Here is a 16,088-nt window from a genome sequence, read left to right on the forward strand (position 1 = left end):
CATTGACAGCCGGGTCTTGATCCAGGGTGGTTTGCGTTCGATCGGTGTCGTGGCGTTGCGGGCCTCGACACGCAGCAACTTCCGGCCCTCAGGAGATACGGCTGTCACTTGCTCAGGGTATGTCCGGATTCGCCCGTGTTGCGCAAGTGGTTGGCATAGTGGACGATCTCCGGGGTGTTTTATGTCGTTCTCACCATACGTAGCTGTGGATCTCTCTAAGGTGACGTGGGTGTCGCGTATAGAGGGCGTATGACGGAGGTCAGGCGTGCGAGTGGCCATGACGTACCTCAGGCTTCCGGAGGCCGAGGGCGCAGGCGATCCGGGGACCCGCGCACGCGCGGTGTTCGGAGGCGGGAACTGGCGGGAGAAGCATCCCGTGCTTCCCGTCGCAGGTGCGTGGCAGGCACTGCACTACCTGCTGACCGGTGACCCGTGGGACGGCCCGCACCCGGCCGCCGACGTGGTGTGCGGTGGGCGGCTGCTCACCGAGGACGGTGCCGAAGAACTCGGCGTCGACGTCATCTATCTGACGGCCGAGCGGGTCAAGCTGGCCGCCGATCACCTTGCCGCGACCGAGTTCGCGTCGATCTCCGGCCGCTATGACGCCGAGCGGATGGCCGAGCTCGGCGTCCAGGGCGCCGATGACTGGGTGGGCGAGCCCGCCGAGGCGATCCGTGACGGGGAGCTGCGCGTGGTGTACGAGCGGCTCACCCGCTTCTTCGAGGCCGCCTCGGCCGAGGGTCAGGCCGTCTTCAAGGCGATGGGCTGACCCCGGGCGAGAGACGACGGGCCGGCCACAACGCGACGGGCTGAATCCCGGTCGTGGACGGGCCGACCCTCGGGACGAGGGACCGGCCGTCTACGTGGCTGAGTGCGGGCGGCGCGTCAGGATGGGACGGGGCCGCCGAGCATCGCTTCCAGTGAGCGGTGCGCGGCCTCCGTGGCGCCGAGCACCTCGGTGAGCCGTCGCTCGGCCAGGCCGAGGACCTCGGCGACCGTGATGTCGCGGCCGAGCTCGGCGGAGAGCGACGTCGTGCCCGCGTCGCGGATGCCGCAAGGGACGATCCGGTCGAACCATCCCATGTCACAGTTGGCGTTGATCTCGAACCCGTGCATCGTGACACCGCGTGACACCCGGATGCCGATCGCGCCGACCTTGCGGTCGGGAACACCCGGCACCCACACGCCGCTGCGGCCCTCGACCCGCTTGGTGGCCAGCCCGAGGTCGGCGCACGTGTCGATCAGCGCCTCCTCGATCGTACGGACGTAGGCGACGACGTCGACGGGCTCACGCAGCTTGACGATCGGGTAGCCGACCAGCTGGCCGGGGCCATGCCAGGTGATCTTCCCGCCCCGGTCGACGTCGATCACCGGCGCGCCGGGGTCCCCGATCGGCCGGTCCAGCGGCTCGGTCCGCTTGCCCGCCGTGTAGACCGGCGGATGCTCCAGCAGCAGGCAGACATCAGGGATCTCGTCGGCGACCCGGCGCTCGTGCAGCCGCCGCTGCAGCTCCCACGCCTCCTCGTACGGGACGGCGCGCTCGCCGAAACCGGCGTGGATGAAGACCAGGTCGCTCGTGCCGACGGCCGCCGGGCGCTCGCCGAGGACCGTGATGGTGGATTCTTCGCTGGCGCTCACGTCCCTCAGCGTACGACCTCATCGAAGGAGGCCAGCAGCCGAGGCTCGATCCGCGTCTCCTTGACCCCGCCCGCGGCGTCCGCGCCGATCTGGTACGCGCCCTGGCCCGCCACATAGGTCACGGCCTGGACGAACTCCGTCCCGACGTAGTGCAGCCCGACCGCCTCGTCGGCCGCGTACGCGTCGGGCAGCGTGCCCTCGGCCACGAGCCGCTGCAGCAGCGGCCGGCGCTGCTCGTCGCTGTCGTAGTGGACGCCGCAGGCGTAGGGCAGCAGGCCGAGCCCGTCGGTGAGCGGCCGCAGCTCCGGGCCGAAGGAGTCGGTCGTGCCGCCGACGTGCCAGCACAGGGCACCCGCGCTCTGCCCGCAGAGGACGACACCCGACCGCCAGGCCTCCGCGAACACGTCGGCGAGGCCGTGCAGCCGCCACAGGGCCAGAAGGTTCGCGACGCTCCCGCCGGAGACGTACACGAAGTCCTGGGCGAGCAGGTGCGCCGCCGGGTCCTCGTGGTTCGGCATCGGGAACAGCGCCAGGTGGGTGACCTCGGCGTCCACCCCGGCGAAGGCCGCGTAGAAGCGGGCGACCGCCTCGGTGGAGTCGCCCAGCGCCGTCGCGAGGAAGCACACCCTGGGGCGGTCCTGCCCGGTGAGGTCCAGGGCGTACCGCACGAGGGGCCCCGGCGTCACGCCGTTGCGGCCGTTGGGGACGAACCCCCCACCGCCGATCGCCACGATGTGCGGTTCACCGTCTGTGCTCATCGCTCGCTCCTTAGCGATCGTTCTTCACCCTCACCTGGTGCGGTCACCCGTCACGGTACGGGCGCGGGCCGGGCGGCGCAGCGGGGGTGGGACGTTTCTTGCTACTTCCTGGGCGAGACGACACCTTCCGGCGCGGACGTCACGGGAGGAGGTCGGCGAGCGCGGTGTCGAGGTCCGGATGCTGGAACCGGAATCCCGCCGCCGTGAGGCGGGCGGGCATGATGCGCTGGCTCACGAGGGCGCCCTCGTCGGCCAGTCCGCCGAGCGCCAGCCGCAGTACGGCGGCCGGTACGGCGAAGAACGTCGGGCGGTGCAGCGCGCGGCCCACGGCGGCCGTGTAGGCGGCGTTGGTGACGGGGGCGGGGGCGGTGAGGTTCACCGGCCCGGCGACGTCGCCGTCGATCAGGAAGCGCAGCGCCGCGATCTGGTCGGTGAGGGAGATCCAGCTCATCCACTGGCGGCCGGAGCCGAGCCGCCCGCCGAGCCCGGCGCGGAAGACCGGCAGCAACCGGCCGAGAGCGCCGCCCTCGCGGGCGAGGACGACCCCGGCGCGGGGGAGGACCACCCGGATCCCGGCCTCGGCGGCAGGGGCCGTGGCGGCCTCCCAGTCGCGGCAGAGCGCGGCGAGGAACCCCTCGCCAGAGGGCGAGTCCTCGTCCACCGTACGGTCGCCGGTGTCGCCGTAGTAGCCGCTCGCCGACCCGGAAACCAGGACCGCCGGCCCGTCGCGGAGCGCGGCCAGGGCGCGGGAGAGGGTACGGGTGCCCTCGACGCGGCTGTCGCGGATCTCCTGCTTGTAGCAGTCGCTCCACCGGCGGTCGCCGATGCCCGCGCCGGCGAGGTGGACGACCGCGTCGACGCCCTCCAGCGAGGCCGTGTCGACCTCGCCGAACGGGTCCCAGCGGATCTCGTCGTCGGCCGAGGGCCGTCGTCGTACGAGCCTGAGAACGGTACGGCCCTCGCCGCGCAGCGCGCGAACGAGGGCCGTACCGATGAGTCCGGTCGAACCGGTAATGGCGATCTGCACGATCGCAGCTTAGTTTTCGGCTGTGTCTAAAGTCCGAGCTCGGCCTCGAAGTTTCCTTCTTCGAGGCGGTTCTTCACCGTCGTGAGGAACCGGGCGGCGTCAGCGCCGTCCACCAGGCGGTGGTCGTAGGTCAGCGCGAGGTACACGATCGAGCGCACCGCGATGACCTCACCGAGCTGCGGGTCCTCAATGACCGCCGGGCGCTTCACGACCGTGCCAGTGCCCAGCATGCCGACCTGCGGCTGGTTGAGGATCGGCGTGTCGAACAGCGCGCCCCGGCTGCCGGTGTTGGTGATCGTGAACGTGCCGCCGGTCACCTCGTCCGGGCTGACCTTGTTGGTGCGGGTGCGCTCGGCGAGGTCGGCGATCCGCTGGGCCAGACCGGCGAGGTTCAGCTGGCCGGCGTTGTGGATCACCGGGACCATGAGGCCCTTCTCGGCGTCCACCGCGATGCCGAGGTTCTCGACGTCGTGGTAGGTCACCTCGTTGGTCTCGGAGTCGATGACCGCGTTGAGCTTCGGGTGCACCTTCAGCGCCTCGATGGCCGCCTGCGCGAAGAACGGCAGGAAGCTGAGCTTCACACCCTCCCGCGCCAGGAAGTCCGCCTTGGCGCGGTCACGCAGCCGCGCGAGCTTGGTGACGTCCGCCTCGACGACCGTCGTCAGCTGCGCCGACACCTGCAGCGACTCGACCATGTGCCGGGCGATCGACTGACGCGTCCGGGACATCTTCTCGGTCGTCCCGCGCAGGCGCGACACCTCCGCCGGCACCGTCACGGCCGGACGGGCCGCCGGAGCCGCCGGGGCCTGCGCCGCGGCCGGAGCCGGAGCGGGCTGGGCGGGCGCCGGAGCGGCCTGCGGGGCCGGGGCGGGCGGCGGCGGCGCCTGCTTGGCCCGCGCGGCCTCGAGAACGTCCTGCTTGCGGATGCGCCCGCCGACGCCGGTGCCCTTGACGGTGCCCAGGTCCACCTCGTGCTCGGCCGCGAGCTTGCGGACGAGCGGCGTGACGTACGGGCTGTCGCCGGACGGCTGCTCGGCGGCCGGCTCCGGCTGCGGGGCCGGCGCGGGCGCCGGGGGCTCCTGCCGAAGCTCCGGCTGCGGCGCGGCGGCGGCCGGCTGCGCGGCCGGGGCGGGCGGCGGCCAGGACGGCGCGGTCGGCTGCTGCGGCGGCTCAGGCTGTGCCGGGGCCGGAGCGGCCTGCGGGGCCGGGGCCGGCTGGGCCTGCTCCTGCTGCGGAGCGGCACCGCCGGTCGCCTCGCCCTCCTCGGCGATGACGGCCAGCTCGGCACCGACCTCCACGGTCTCGTCCTCGGCGACGGTGATGCTGCTCAGGACACCCGCGGCCGGCGACGGAATCTCGGTGTCGACCTTGTCCGTCGACACCTCGAGAAGCGGCTCGTCGGCCTCGACGCGCTCACCCTCCTTCTTGAGCCAGCGGGTGACGGTGCCCTCGGTCACGCTCTCGCCGAGCTGGGGCATGGTTACGGAGACCGGCATGGTTCTCTGCGACTCCTCTAGAGACGTCTTATCGGGTAGTGGCGGGTCAGCCGTGGACGTGCAGCGGCTTGCCGGCGAGCGCGAGATGAGCCTCGCCGATCGCCTCGGACTGGGTCGGATGCGGGTGGATGAGCTGGGCGACCTCGGACGGCAGGGCCTCCCAGTTGTAGATCAGCTGGCCCTCGGTGATGAGCTCGCCGACGCGGCTGCCGACGATGTGCACGCCCAGCACGGGGCCGTCCTTCTGAGCGATGACCTTGACCTCGCCCTGCGTGCCCAGGATCTTGCTCCGGGGGTTGCCGGCCAGGTCGTAGGTGAACTCGACGATGTCGTGGCCCCGCTCCCGGGCGATCGCGGACGTGACGCCCACCGACGCGACCTCGGGCTCGGAGTAGGTGATGCGCGGCACACCGTCGTAGTCGATCGGCGCGGGGTCCAGGCCGCCCAGCCGCTCGGCGACGAGGATGCCCTCGGCGAAGCCGACGTGCGCCAGCTGGAGCGTCGGGACCAGGTCGCCGACGGCGGAGATGGTCGGGACGGTCGTGCGGCAGTACTCGTCGACCTTGACGAAGCCGCGCTCGGTCTGGACGCCGACCTCCTCCAGGCCCAGGCCCTCGGAGACCGGGCCGCGGCCCACGGCGACGAGCATGAGGTCGGCGTCGAGGGTCTTGCCGCCCTCGAGCGTGACGATGACCCCGGACTCGGTGTGCTTGACGCTCTCGAACCGCGCGCCGAGCTCGAACTTGATGCCGCGCTTGCGGAACGCCCGCTCCAGCCGCTTGGAACTGGACTCCTCCTCCAGCGGCAGCAGGTGCGGAAGCGCCTCGACGATCGTCACCTCGGCGCCGAACGAGCGCCAGACGCTCGCGAACTCGACGCCGATGACGCCGCCGCCCAGGACCACCACGGACTGCGGGATCCGGTCGAGGACCAGCGCGTGGTCGCTGGAGATGACCCGCTCGCCGTCGATCCCCAGGCCGGGCAGCGACCGGGGAACCGAGCCGGTGGCCAGCACGATGTGCCGGCCTTCGTACGTCGTGTCGCCGACCTGGACCGTGGTGGGGCCGGTGAGGCGGCCCTCGCCCTCGACGATCGTGATGCCCTTGGACTTGATCAGGCCCGTCAGGCCCTTCACCGTCGTGCTGACGACCTTGTCCTTGTAGGCGTGCACGCCCGGGAGGTCGATGCCCTCGAACCGGGCCTTGATCCCGAACGTGGCCGACTCACGCGTCTGATCGGCGACCTCGGCGGCGTGCAGCAGCGCCTTGGTCGGGATGCAGCCGCGGTTGAGGCACGTGCCGCCCAGCTTGTCCTTCTCGATGAGCACGACGCTCAGGCCCAGCTCGACCGCCCGTAGGGCGCACGCGTATCCGCCGCTGCCGCCACCTAGGACGACGATGTCGTAGGGGCTATTCGACACAGGACGCTCCTTCGATGCCCGCTCGGGCACCTTCGGCCCGGCGCGATTTCTGTTCCGGCACGCATCTTTCCACTTCCGGCCGTCCGGCCGTCACAGCGCCCCGGCGGCGACGTCCTCGGCGACCTGCACGAGCGTGCGCACGGCGGCTCCGGTGCCGCCCTTCGGGGTGTAACCGTACGGCTGGCCCTGGTTGAAGGAGGGGCCGGCGATGTCGAGGTGCGCCCAGCGCACCCCCTCCGGCACGAACTCCTTCAGGAAGATGCCGGCCGTGAGCATGCCGCCCCAGCGCTCACCGCTGATGTTGGCGATGTCGGCGACGGCCGAGTCCAGGTTCTTGCGCATGTCGTCGGGCAGCGGCATCGGCCAGGCGGACTCACCGGCGCGGCCCGCGGCGTCGACGACCTTCTCGCGCACGTCGTCGTCGTTGGCCATGACGCCGGCCGTACGGGTGCCGAGCGCGACGAGCTGGGCGCCGGTCAGGGTGGCGACGTCGACGATCAGGTCGGGCTCGTCCTCACCGGCCCGCACGATCGCGTCGGCCATGACGAGGCGGCCCTCGGCGTCGGTGTTGAGCACCTCGACGGTCTTGCCACCGTAGATGGTGAGAACGTCGGAGGGACGCTGCGCGGTGCCGCTGGGCATGTTCTCCGCGATGGCGAGGTAGCCGACGGCCTTGACCTTCGGGCCGAGCGCCGCGATCGCCTTCAGGGCGCCGAGCACCGCGGCGGCGCCGCCCATGTCGGACTTCATCCAGTCCATGGAGTCGGCGGGCTTCAGCGACAGGCCGCCGGAGTCGAACGTGATGCCCTTGCCGACGAACGCGACCGTCTTGGCCGCCTCGGGGTGCTCGTAGGCGAGCCGGACCAGGCGCGGCGGGTTGACCGAGCCCTGACCGACCCCCACGATCCCGCCGAAGCCGCCCTCGACCAGCTCCTTCTCGTCGAGGACCTCGACCGACAGGCCGGACTCCTCCCCGACCTGGCGCGCGGCGTCGGCCAGCGCCTCGGGGTTGAGGTCGGACGGCGGGGTGTTGACCAGGTCGCGGACCAGGGTCACGGCGTCGGCGAGGGTCCGGGCGCGCTCGAGAGCGGCCTGGGCGTCACCGATCGCCACGGCCTCGGACACGACCGTGATCTCCTCGACCGGCCGTTTGTGACCGTCACCGGTCCGGTAATTCAAGTAGGCGTAGTTGCCGAGCAGGGCGCCGGTCGCCACGGCGGCCACCTCGACCGGGGTGGCGGCGGGCAGCAGGACCGCGACCGAACCGGAACCGGCGAGCGAGCGCAGCGCGGCCCCCGCGGCCCGGCGAAGGGCCTCGCCGTCGTACGCCTCGCCCAGGCCGACGGCCACCACGAGCGGAGCGGCCAGGTTGCCGAGCGTCGGAACCTTCGTGACCTCACCCGCCTTGCCGGCGGCACCCAACCCGCTGAGCGCGTCGATCAACCGGCCCTGGAAGGCCTGGTCGACTCCTGCGGCGCCGGGCGCCAACACCGGGCCGGAGTCGTCGGACACGACACCGATCACGACGGCGTCGACATCAAGAGAAGCGGATTCCGCACTGGTAAGGCTGAGGTTCGTCACACAGCCCGATGGTAGTCCTGCCCCGCAGTTCTTTGTTCGAATGGCCCGGACTTCGGTGATCTTCGGCGGGCGCTGGGAAGGACGTACGTCGCCGGCTCGTCGAATACCATTCGTCGGATGGCCGGCCGCGGGTCACGTCCTGCCGCGGGCGATCGCGGACCGGTTCCTCGACCCCGTCGTCCTGGGAGATCGAGGGTCGCCTCTGGCCGAGGGGAAGCGGGCAGCGGCGACTCGTCCCCAGGACGGCGGCCCGCGGAGCGCCGCAGCATGTTCCGTGGCCACGGCGCGTTCCGCGACCGGCGCGGGAGCTCCACAGGGACGCTCCCGCGCCGATGCGGGCCTGTGTGCCCGGTGGCCGCACCATCGACGGCCGCGCGCAGTCCTCAGGCAGCGGAGATCGCCGGCGTACGGACGTCGTCTGAACCGCGACTGTCGGCGAAGCCGCCTCCGAGCGTTCTCGTGGGGCGGGGCGACAACGCGGCGAGGCGCGCTCTGGACGCCGCGCAGCCGGACGAAGATCCGCCGGAGGCGCCGTAAGCCCCTGGGTACAGCGGACCGTGGGCGTCGCTCAGGCCACGGGTTGCTCAGGCGACCGACATGACGAGAAGCGCGGCGGTGACCGACGTCTCGACGAGGGCGCCGAGGACGTCACCGGTGACGCCCCCGAGGCGGCGTACGGCGTGCCGGAGCAGCGCCGCCGCGGCCAGGAGCCCGGCCGCCACCGCGACCGGGGCGAGGACGGCCGGCCGTACGCCTCCCGCGAGCAGGCCCGCGACGGCCGCGGCCACCACGACGGCCGCCGTGACGGCGACTGCGTCCCGGCGCCGTACCGTCCGGGCGACCAGCGCCCCGAGCCCTTCCGGGCGGGCCGGAGGCACCCCCTCGCGGCAGGCCCAGGTCACCGCGAGCCGTCCGGTGACGGCTGCGACCGTCACGGCGACCGCCCGGTGGGGAGCCTGTGCCAGGGCGGCGACCTGGATCAGCAGGGTGAGCAGGAGGGCGATCACCCCGAACGGCCCGATGTCGGACCGCTTCATGATCGACAAGGCGTCGTCGGCGGGGCGCCCGCTGCCCAGCCCGTCGGCGAGGTCGGCGAGCCCGTCCAGGTGCAGGCCGCGGGTGAGCAGCGCGGTGGCCGCGACGGCCAGGGCCGCGCCGAGCAGCGGGCCGGCGCCGAGCAGGCCCGTCACGGTGAGCACCAGCGCCGCCGCCACACCGACGATGAGCCCGGCCACGGGGGCGAGCGTCATCGCCCGGCGGGCGGTCTCCCGGTCGACGCGGTCGCACCGGACCGGTACGACGGTGAGCAGCGACACCGCGAGCCGCAGCCCGTCGCCGCCTCCGATCCCCTTCGCGTCAGATCTCATGGCGCCCTCCGCTCTCGCGGCGTCCTCGGGACCCGCGGTGCCGTCCGCGCTCGTGCCCGGGTCTCCCGGCGTCCTCCACGGTCGCGGGGTCGTCGCGGTCATGCCTGGGCCTCATGGCGTCTGTCCGATCACGGCAGGTCCATCACGCGGCCGGCGACGACGAGGGCGGTCTCCTCGGACTCGGCGGCCAGGCGCTGGTTGAGGCGTCCCAGCGTGTCACGGAACGCGCGCCCGCTCGCGGTGCCGGGGACGACCGACAGGCCGACCTCGTCGCTGACCGCGACGACGTGGGCCCGCGTGGACCGCCACGCGTCGACCAGCTCGTTCAGGCGCGGGACGACCGCCTGCGGGTACTCCCAGGCGCCCAGCGCGTCGAACACCGCCGTCAGCCAGGTTCCCATTCCGTCGATGAGGAGCGTGCCCGCCGAGCCGCGCAGCAGGCCCGCCAGGTCGATCGTCTCGGCGGTCTCCCACCAGCCGGGACGGCGCTGCCGGTGCGCGGCGATCCGGTCGCGCCACTCCGGGTCGTCCGCGTGCATGATGCCGGTCGCGACGTACGTCACGTCCGGGTGGGCCATCACCCGCAGTTCGGCCTCCTCCGACTTCCCGGACCGGGCGCCGCCCAGGATCAGCGACCGCCACGGCCCGGACGCCGGACGGGTCCACAGGCCGATCCGGCGGTCGAGTTCGGCAGGGGTGGCGATGCGGTGGTCGACGTGGACGGCCTCGATCCGCGTCGCGTCGGTCACCGCGCCGGCGCGCCGGAGCCGCCCCAGGTGCGACGGGTCGCCGATCAGGTCGAGGAGCACGGCGTCGTACGGTTCGGGTCCGGCGGGCTCGGGACGGGCGCCCGGACGGGCCGCGAACAGGACCCGGTGCCCGCGCGGCGTCCGGACGTCGTACCCACCGGGCACCTGGCGCCGGCGGCACTGGTCGAGCGGCACGCCGTCGAGGAGCACGCGGGTCGGCTCGATCCGGCGGTGCGCGGCGCACATCCGGGTGCAGGACGCGCAGCGGCAGCCGGGCTCGGGCCAGCCGCGCGGCCCGGCCCTGCCGAGCAGGTGGATCTCCATACCGTCCATCACACACTCCGGTCGCCGGACCCGGCCGGGGCCTCGAACGCCGCCCGGCGAGCGGCCCGGCGCAGTGCGAGCAGCACCGGACGGCCGGTGACGGCCACCAGGATCGCCGTGAAGATCGCTCGTGGCAGGTCGAAGCCCAGGGAGGTGGTGAGGCTGAACGCGACGAACCTCCCGAGATTGTCGCCGAGCGGAGCGCCCGGGTGATAGGAGATCGAACTCGACGTTCCCCCCAGGAACGGCCACAATCCCAGATTCTGCAACCAGCCATAGGCGAACGCGGCCACCGCTCCGTAACCCGCGAGCATCGCGATCTCCACCCGCCCACGGGCGCGTGGCAGGCACCCGGCGAAGAACCCCACCCATGCCGCCCCGAGGATCTGGTACGGCAGCCAGGGGCCGACGCCCGCCGTGATCAGCGCGCTGGCGAACATCGCCACCGCCCCCAGCAGGAAGCCGAACCCGCGCCCCAGCACCCGCCCGCCGTGCATGAGGACGAAGAACATCGGCTCGAAGCCCGCGACGTTCGTGCCCAGCGGCCGGAGCGCCGCACCGACCGCCCCGAGCACGCCCAGCAGCGCGATGGCCTTCGCATCGATGCCGCCCTCGGCGACCTCGGCGAGCGCCACCGCGAGGAGGAGGGGGAGGAGCAGCACGAACATCCACGGCGCGATGCTCGACTGGGCGATCCGCGCGCCGGGCGTGACGAACAGCGGCCAGCAGAACGCCGCCGCGCCCGCGACCGACACCAGGAACAGCGCGGCCCCGGACCGTGCCCGCAGGCGAATCGCCGTCACGCCCATGCCGCCACCCCGGACCGCGCCCGCGGGTTGATCGGGCTCACGCCCATGCCATCGCCTCCCGCGCCTGGTCCACCGTGAGGATCGGGACCGGGGCGAGGATCTTGCCGACCTGTGGGGCGAACGCGGGGGAGCCCACCACGACCTCGCCGGTCGGCCCGTCGGCGACGATCTCGCCCTCGGCGACGACGACCGTCCGCGTCGCGACCTCGGCGACCAGTTCGACGTCGTGACTGGCCAGGACGACCGCGTGGCCGTCGGCTGCGAGGTCGCGGACGATCTCCACGAGGCGGCCCTTGGCGGTGTAGTCGAGGCCGCGCGTCGGCTCGTCGAGCAGGATCAGCGGCGGCCGTCCGGTGAGGATGACGGCCAGCGCGAGCGCCAGCCGCCGGCCCTCCGAGAGATCACGCGGATGGAGCGCGTCGTCGACACCGGGCGCGAGACGGCCGAGGAGAGCGCGGCAGGTACCCGGTTCCGCCCCCATGTCGCGGTCGGCGGCGGCGCACTCGGCCGCGACCGTCTCGGCGTACAGCAGGTCGGCGGCGTCCTGCGGCACGAGGCCGGCCTTCCGCACCATGACCCGCGGCGGCGTCTCATGCGGCACCACGCCCCCGACCCGGACCCGTCCGCCGGCCGGACGGATCAGGCCGACGAGGGCACTGAGCAGCGAGGACTTGCCCGCGCCGTTCCGCCCCATGAGCGCGATCACCTCTCCCGGCGCGACGGACAGATCGACGCCGCGCAGCGCCGTCACCGGGCCGTACCGGACCTCCAGCCCGCGCACCTCCGCCGGCGACCGGCCGTCCTCCTGATGAGGCGACCGCGGCCGGCCGGTTCCCGGACCTGACGCCGGCGACCGGACGTCCTCCTGATCGGACGACCGCGGGCGGGTTCCCTGACCTGACTCCGGCGACCGGCCGTTCTCGCGATCAGGCGCAGGCGAGCGCCTGTCCTGGCGATCAGGTGGCGGCGCGTCGGCGAGGCGCTCGCCGAGGGGAGCGCCGGTTCGTCGGGCGTCTCGCTCGGGCGACGGCGTGTCGGCGAGGCGCTGACGGAGGGAGGCGGCGGCGCGCCGGGCGTCTCGTACGGACAGGGGGAGCGGCGACCAGCCCGCCAGGCGGCCCAGCCGGACGACGGGCGGCGCCACCGGGGAGTCCGCCATGATCTCCGCGGTCGGGCCGTGGAGAGGCGGTGACCCGTCGCCGGACAACAGCACCGTCGTGTCGGCCAGGTGAACGACCCGCTCGAGCCGGTGCTCGGCGAGGATCACCGTCAGACCCAGGTCGTGCACCAGGCGCTGCAGTGTCGCCAGGACGTCCTCGGCCCCAATCGGATCCAGGGCGGACGTCGGCTCGTCCAGAACGAGGACCTTCGGATGCGTGGTCAGCACCGAGCCGATCGCCACCCGCTGCGCCTGGCCGCCGGACAGCGTGCTCAGGGGCCGGTCCCGCAGCCCGGCCAGCCCGAGTAGGTCCAGCGTCTCCTCGACACGCCGGCGCATGACGTCCGAGGGCAGGCCGAGGGATTCCATCCCGTACGCCAGCTCCTCCTCGACGACGTCGGAGACGAACCCGGCGCGCGGGTCCTGTCCGACGTAGCCGACGACGTCGGCGAGTTCACGCGGCGGGTGATCGCGGGTGTCCCGCCCCGCGACGGTCACCCGGCCGGTCAGCACGCCGCCGGTGAAGTGCGGGACCAGGCCGTTCACGGCGCGCAGCAGCGTGGACTTGCCCGTCCCGGTCCGCCCGGCGACGAGGCACAGCTCGCCCTCTTCGATCTCCAGATCGACGTCCGCGAGGACGGGCGTCGTGCCGTAGCGGAAGCCGACCCGGTCGAATCGGATCACGTTCTGCCTCCTCGGAGGAGAACGGGGGCGAGGGCGAGCAGTACTCCGGCGGCCGGCAGTGGCGGAAGCCCGGGCGCGGTCCCCGGAGGGGGCCGCAGGCCGTCCGCGCCGGCGAGACCCGCGACGGTCATCGCGGCGGCGGCCAGCACGCCGGAGGCGCCGGTCGCCCACTCGGGCAGCGCCCAGGGGTCCGGGCGGTAGCGGGTCCGCGGCGAGCGGCGGCCGCCGAGCCACAGCCCGGCCGCAGCGCAGACCGATCCGAGGACCAGCATCGGCGTCCCGAGCACCGCGGGCGCCTGCCCGTCCAGCAGCCCGTACAGTCCGGCGCACACCGCGAGCAGCCCGCCCAGGACCAGCGCGGCGGTGGCCCGTCGTCGCGCCCGCGGCACGGCGGCCGTGCGGCCGTACCCGCGCGCGTCCATCGCGGCGGCCAGTTGCACCGACCGGTCCAGCGCGCCTTCCAGGACCGGCATGGCGAGTCGCCCCAGGCCACGGATGCCGCGAGCGGAGCGGCCGCGCAGACGCTGCGCGTTCCGCACCCACCGTACGTGCGCCACCGCCTGGGGCGCGAACGTCATCGCCACCACCACCGCGACGCCCACCTCGTAGAGCGCCCCGGGAACGGACTTCAGCAGCCGGCTCGGCGCCGCCAGCGCGTTGGCGGCTCCCACGCAGACCAGGACGGTCGCGAGCCGCAGCGCGTCGTACCCCGCGACGGCCAGGCCCTCGGCGGTCACCGGCCCGCCGACACGGATCCCCGCCAGCCACGACGGCAGGGTCACCGAGGGGAGCGTGACCAGCGTCGTTCCCGGGACCTGCGCCGCGAACACCGCGCCGAACACCACCCGGATGACGACCACGACCAGCCCGATCCGCAGGAACATCCCGTACGCCCGGGCCCACGGGTCCTCCGTGCGGCGCACCGCCACGACCGTCCCGGTGACCGCGCCGACCAGCAGGAGGAGCAGCGGGTTGGTCGTCCGCGTGGCCGCCGTCGCGAGCCCCAGCGCCCACAGCCACCAGGCGCCGGGATGCAGCCGCCGGCTCACCGGCGGGACCGGCGCCACGCGACCGCCCCGCCGCCCGCGGCGACGATCACGATCAGCCCGATCCCGGCGTACAGGCCGACCGGCGTGCCGGACCCGCCCTTGTCCTTCTTCCCGGCGGCCGGCGGCGCGGTCGCGACAAAGGTGGCTCCGCCGGTGGGTTGCCCGCTGGGGGCGCCGCACGGTCCGAACGCGTCGATGGCGCAGATCAGCCCACTCTTGTCGGCCAGCGTCCGCTGGCCCGCCGCCAAGAGGACATCGGTGCCGGTCGCGTTCTCCGGAACCGTCGCGCAGCTCCGTACGGTGGCCTGCGGGTGCTGGTCCTTCGGGGCGTCGGTGGGCTCGCCGAAGTCGACCACGATGGCGACGCGCTTCTTGCCCGCCGGAGCGGAACCAGGGCCGCAGATCGCGGCGAAGTCCGGCTTGTCGCGCGGCGGGGTGCCTGTGTTGCCGCTGGATTTGGCGAACCGCCAGCCCTCGACCGCGCCGTCCTTGGGGTGGGCCTGGGCCGGGCCCGTGGTGGCGAAGGCCCACTTGTCGCCCTTCGCCTGCCAGTACCCCCAGAACGCTACGGCGTCGGCGCGCGCGGCCGGCATGGGCGCGAACATCAGGGCTGAGACGAGGAGACCGGCTGCGATCTTCGGCATGGACGCCTTTCTGAGGGCAAGGCGGTCTCCGGTGAAGTGGGCGCACCGAGTGTCGCACGCGCCCGGACTCCATCCGCGGACCACGACGGAACAACGGAGCCGCTCGCGCCGGCGCGGGCATTCCGGCTCGCCGCCGGGTGGGTGCCCGGGCGGCCTACGGTTGCGGGTCAGCGCCGGACTTGGACCGGCTTCCCCCGCGACGGCGCGTGTGCTGCTGCCGACGAGTTGACCACGGCGCGCTGAACACGTCAAAACCACCAGAACGGTAGCCTGCGGATCATGAGTGACATCCCCCGAGATCCCTGGCAGCCGCCGGAGGGCACCCCCTCGCCCGGAGGCCCGCAGCCGGGGCCCTCGCCCTACGGGCCACAGGGGGGATCCTCGTACGAGCCACCGTCCGGGCCGAGCCCATATCCGCCCCCCGGCGCCGGACCGGGCCCGTATCCGCCTTCCGACCCGGGGTCGGGTCCGTACCCGCCTCCCGGTGCCGGACCGGGATCGTATTCGCCGTCCGACCCGGGATCGGGCCCGTATCCGCCTCCCGGTGCCGGACCGGCGTACGGACCGCCGCCGGGGCCGTATGGTCCGGGTGCGCCGTACGGCGCGTACGGGCCGGGCATGCCGACGGGAGGACCGGCGCCGTACGGCACTCCGCCCGGTGGCCGGGGCGGACGGGGCGGGCTGATCATCGGACTGGTCGCGGGCGGGCTGGTCCTCGTCGTCGGCGTGGCGGTCACCGCGTTCCTGCTGTTCCGCAAGGATGACGGCGGCGGCCGGTCGGCGACGCTGCCCGGTGGGGTCACGGTCACCATGGACACCGGCGGCACCGTGACGATGGCCGCCTCGGGGGTGTCCCGTCCGGTGGTGGACGTCTACGAGGACTTCCAGTGCCCGCCCTGCAAGACGGTCCACGACACCAACGACACGACCCTCAGGAGCCTCGCGGGGGAACGCAAGGCCAAGGTCGTCTACCACCCCATGGTGATCTTCAGCGCCGAGCCGATGGCGAGCAGCTCCACGCGCGCGGCGGCCGCGGCCCGCTGTGCCCCCGACGGCGTCCGCTGGCTCGCCTACCAGGACCAGCTCTTCGCACACCAGCCGGCGGAGAGCTCGAACGGATACCCCATCGCCGACCTGGTGTCGTACGGCGGCGACGCCGGCATCACCAGCTCCGACTTCGCCTCCTGCGTGCGCGGCCAGCGGTACGCCTCGGACGTGCGGACGTGGAGCCGGACGGCCATCCAGGGCGGCATCACCGGCACGCCGACCGTCATGGTGAACAACACGAAGCTGACCACGAGTGACATGCTGAGCGCGGACGGGCTGCGGCGCGCGGTCGAGGCCGCCGGCTGAGCCGGACGAGCCCGGACGAGAGTGAGGAGA

At 73.4% G+C, this 16,088-nt stretch carries 14 protein-coding genes, 1 pseudogene and 1 riboswitch; of the genes and pseudogenes, 2 read left to right on the forward strand and 13 right to left on the reverse strand.

The window, feature by feature from the left end:
* Positions 1-108, reverse strand: a pseudogene (locus tag AB0I04_RS02250) (lipoyl synthase); the annotation flags it as partial.
* A gap of 157 nt (positions 109-265) precedes the next feature.
* Here AB0I04_RS02250 and AB0I04_RS02255 point away from each other — a divergent pair.
* Positions 266-769: a DUF1877 family protein gene (locus tag AB0I04_RS02255; RefSeq protein ID WP_360877617.1), complete on the forward strand. Its 504-nt coding sequence runs from the start codon at positions 266-268 to the stop codon at positions 767-769.
* A 116-nt stretch (positions 770-885) separates the two neighbouring features.
* Here the strand turns inward: AB0I04_RS02255 and lipB are convergent, their stop codons facing one another.
* The 12 genes from lipB to AB0I04_RS02315 form a co-directional block, all read right to left on the reverse strand.
* Positions 886-1,614 (reverse strand): lipoyl(octanoyl) transferase LipB, encoded by a 729-nt coding sequence (gene lipB / locus AB0I04_RS02260; RefSeq protein WP_360878786.1) that lies wholly within the window; start codon positions 1,612-1,614, stop codon positions 886-888.
* A 29-nt stretch (positions 1,615-1,643) separates the two neighbouring features.
* On the reverse strand, positions 1,644-2,396 hold the full coding sequence (locus AB0I04_RS02265; protein ID WP_360877620.1) for a peptidase E: 753 nt from the start codon (positions 2,394-2,396) through the stop codon (positions 1,644-1,646).
* A gap of 139 nt (positions 2,397-2,535) precedes the next feature.
* Positions 2,536-3,423 carry a TIGR01777 family oxidoreductase gene (locus AB0I04_RS02270; protein WP_360877623.1) on the reverse strand — a complete coding sequence of 296 codons (888 nt, stop codon included), beginning with the start codon at positions 3,421-3,423 and terminating at the stop codon, positions 2,536-2,538.
* A 26-nt stretch (positions 3,424-3,449) separates the two neighbouring features.
* The gene (gene sucB / locus AB0I04_RS02275) at positions 3,450-4,919 is read right to left on the reverse strand and encodes a 2-oxoglutarate dehydrogenase, E2 component, dihydrolipoamide succinyltransferase (RefSeq protein WP_360877626.1); all 1,470 of its coding nucleotides are present in this window, start codon (positions 4,917-4,919) and stop codon (positions 3,450-3,452) included.
* Between the two features lie 46 nt (positions 4,920-4,965).
* A complete protein-coding gene (lpdA, locus tag AB0I04_RS02280) occupies positions 4,966-6,339 on the reverse strand; it encodes a dihydrolipoyl dehydrogenase (RefSeq protein ID WP_360877628.1) in 1,374 nt (457 codons plus the stop codon).
* A gap of 90 nt (positions 6,340-6,429) precedes the next feature.
* Positions 6,430-7,920 carry a leucyl aminopeptidase gene (locus tag AB0I04_RS02285; protein ID WP_360877631.1) on the reverse strand — a complete coding sequence of 497 codons (1,491 nt, stop codon included), beginning with the start codon at positions 7,918-7,920 and terminating at the stop codon, positions 6,430-6,432.
* A 584-nt stretch (positions 7,921-8,504) separates the two neighbouring features.
* The gene (gene cobS / locus AB0I04_RS02290; protein ID WP_360877634.1) at positions 8,505-9,287 is read right to left on the reverse strand and encodes an adenosylcobinamide-GDP ribazoletransferase; all 783 of its coding nucleotides are present in this window, start codon (positions 9,285-9,287) and stop codon (positions 8,505-8,507) included.
* 128 nt (positions 9,288-9,415) lie between these two features.
* Complete coding sequence (locus AB0I04_RS02295) at positions 9,416-10,369, reverse strand: bifunctional adenosylcobinamide kinase/adenosylcobinamide-phosphate guanylyltransferase (RefSeq protein ID WP_360877637.1); 954 nt, start codon at positions 10,367-10,369, stop codon at positions 9,416-9,418.
* The gene (locus AB0I04_RS02300) at positions 10,369-11,169 is read right to left on the reverse strand and encodes an ECF transporter S component (RefSeq protein WP_360877640.1); all 801 of its coding nucleotides are present in this window, start codon (positions 11,167-11,169) and stop codon (positions 10,369-10,371) included. The genes AB0I04_RS02295 and AB0I04_RS02300 overlap by 1 nt, the downstream gene beginning before the upstream one ends.
* Before the next feature lie 37 nt (positions 11,170-11,206).
* Positions 11,207-13,012: an ATP-binding cassette domain-containing protein gene (locus tag AB0I04_RS02305; RefSeq protein WP_360877642.1), complete on the reverse strand. Its 1,806-nt coding sequence runs from the start codon at positions 13,010-13,012 to the stop codon at positions 11,207-11,209.
* The gene (locus tag AB0I04_RS02310; protein WP_360877645.1) at positions 13,009-14,079 is read right to left on the reverse strand and encodes an energy-coupling factor transporter transmembrane component T; all 1,071 of its coding nucleotides are present in this window, start codon (positions 14,077-14,079) and stop codon (positions 13,009-13,011) included. The genes AB0I04_RS02305 and AB0I04_RS02310 overlap by 4 nt, the downstream gene beginning before the upstream one ends.
* Positions 14,058-14,705 (reverse strand): SCO2322 family protein, encoded by a 648-nt coding sequence (locus tag AB0I04_RS02315; RefSeq protein ID WP_360877648.1) that lies wholly within the window; start codon positions 14,703-14,705, stop codon positions 14,058-14,060. Before AB0I04_RS02315 ends, AB0I04_RS02310 begins: the two co-directional genes overlap by 22 nt.
* Positions 14,706-14,820: 115 nt before the next feature.
* A riboswitch (cobalamin riboswitch) is annotated at positions 14,821-14,900 on the reverse strand.
* Positions 14,901-15,323: 423 nt separating this feature from the next.
* Here AB0I04_RS02315 and AB0I04_RS02320 point away from each other — a divergent pair.
* Positions 15,324-16,058 carry a thioredoxin domain-containing protein gene (locus AB0I04_RS02320; RefSeq protein WP_360877650.1) on the forward strand — a complete coding sequence of 245 codons (735 nt, stop codon included), beginning with the start codon at positions 15,324-15,326 and terminating at the stop codon, positions 16,056-16,058.
* Positions 16,059-16,088: the final 30 nt, after the last annotated feature.

Source organism: Actinoallomurus sp. NPDC050550 (assembly GCF_040655075.1).
In the GTDB taxonomy this organism is placed as follows: Bacteria; Actinomycetota; Actinomycetes; order Streptosporangiales; family Streptosporangiaceae; genus Actinoallomurus.

Coding starts and splice junctions, on each gene's coding strand:
- AB0I04_RS02265 (WP_360877620.1), bottom strand. CDS start 2,396: ATGAGCACAGACGGTGAACCGCACATCGTGGCGATCGGCGGTGGGGGG.
- sucB (WP_360877626.1), bottom strand. CDS start 4,919: ATGCCGGTCTCCGTAACCATGCCCCAGCTCGGCGAGAGCGTGACCGAG.
- cobS (WP_360877634.1), bottom strand. CDS start 9,287: ATGAGATCTGACGCGAAGGGGATCGGAGGCGGCGACGGGCTGCGGCTC.
- AB0I04_RS02295 (WP_360877637.1), bottom strand. CDS start 10,369: ATGGACGGTATGGAGATCCACCTGCTCGGCAGGGCCGGGCCGCGCGGC.
- AB0I04_RS02300 (WP_360877640.1), bottom strand. CDS start 11,169: ATGGGCGTGACGGCGATTCGCCTGCGGGCACGGTCCGGGGCCGCGCTG.
- AB0I04_RS02315 (WP_360877648.1), bottom strand. CDS start 14,705: ATGCCGAAGATCGCAGCCGGTCTCCTCGTCTCAGCCCTGATGTTCGCG.
- AB0I04_RS02320 (WP_360877650.1), top strand. CDS start 15,324: ATGCCGACGGGAGGACCGGCGCCGTACGGCACTCCGCCCGGTGGCCGG.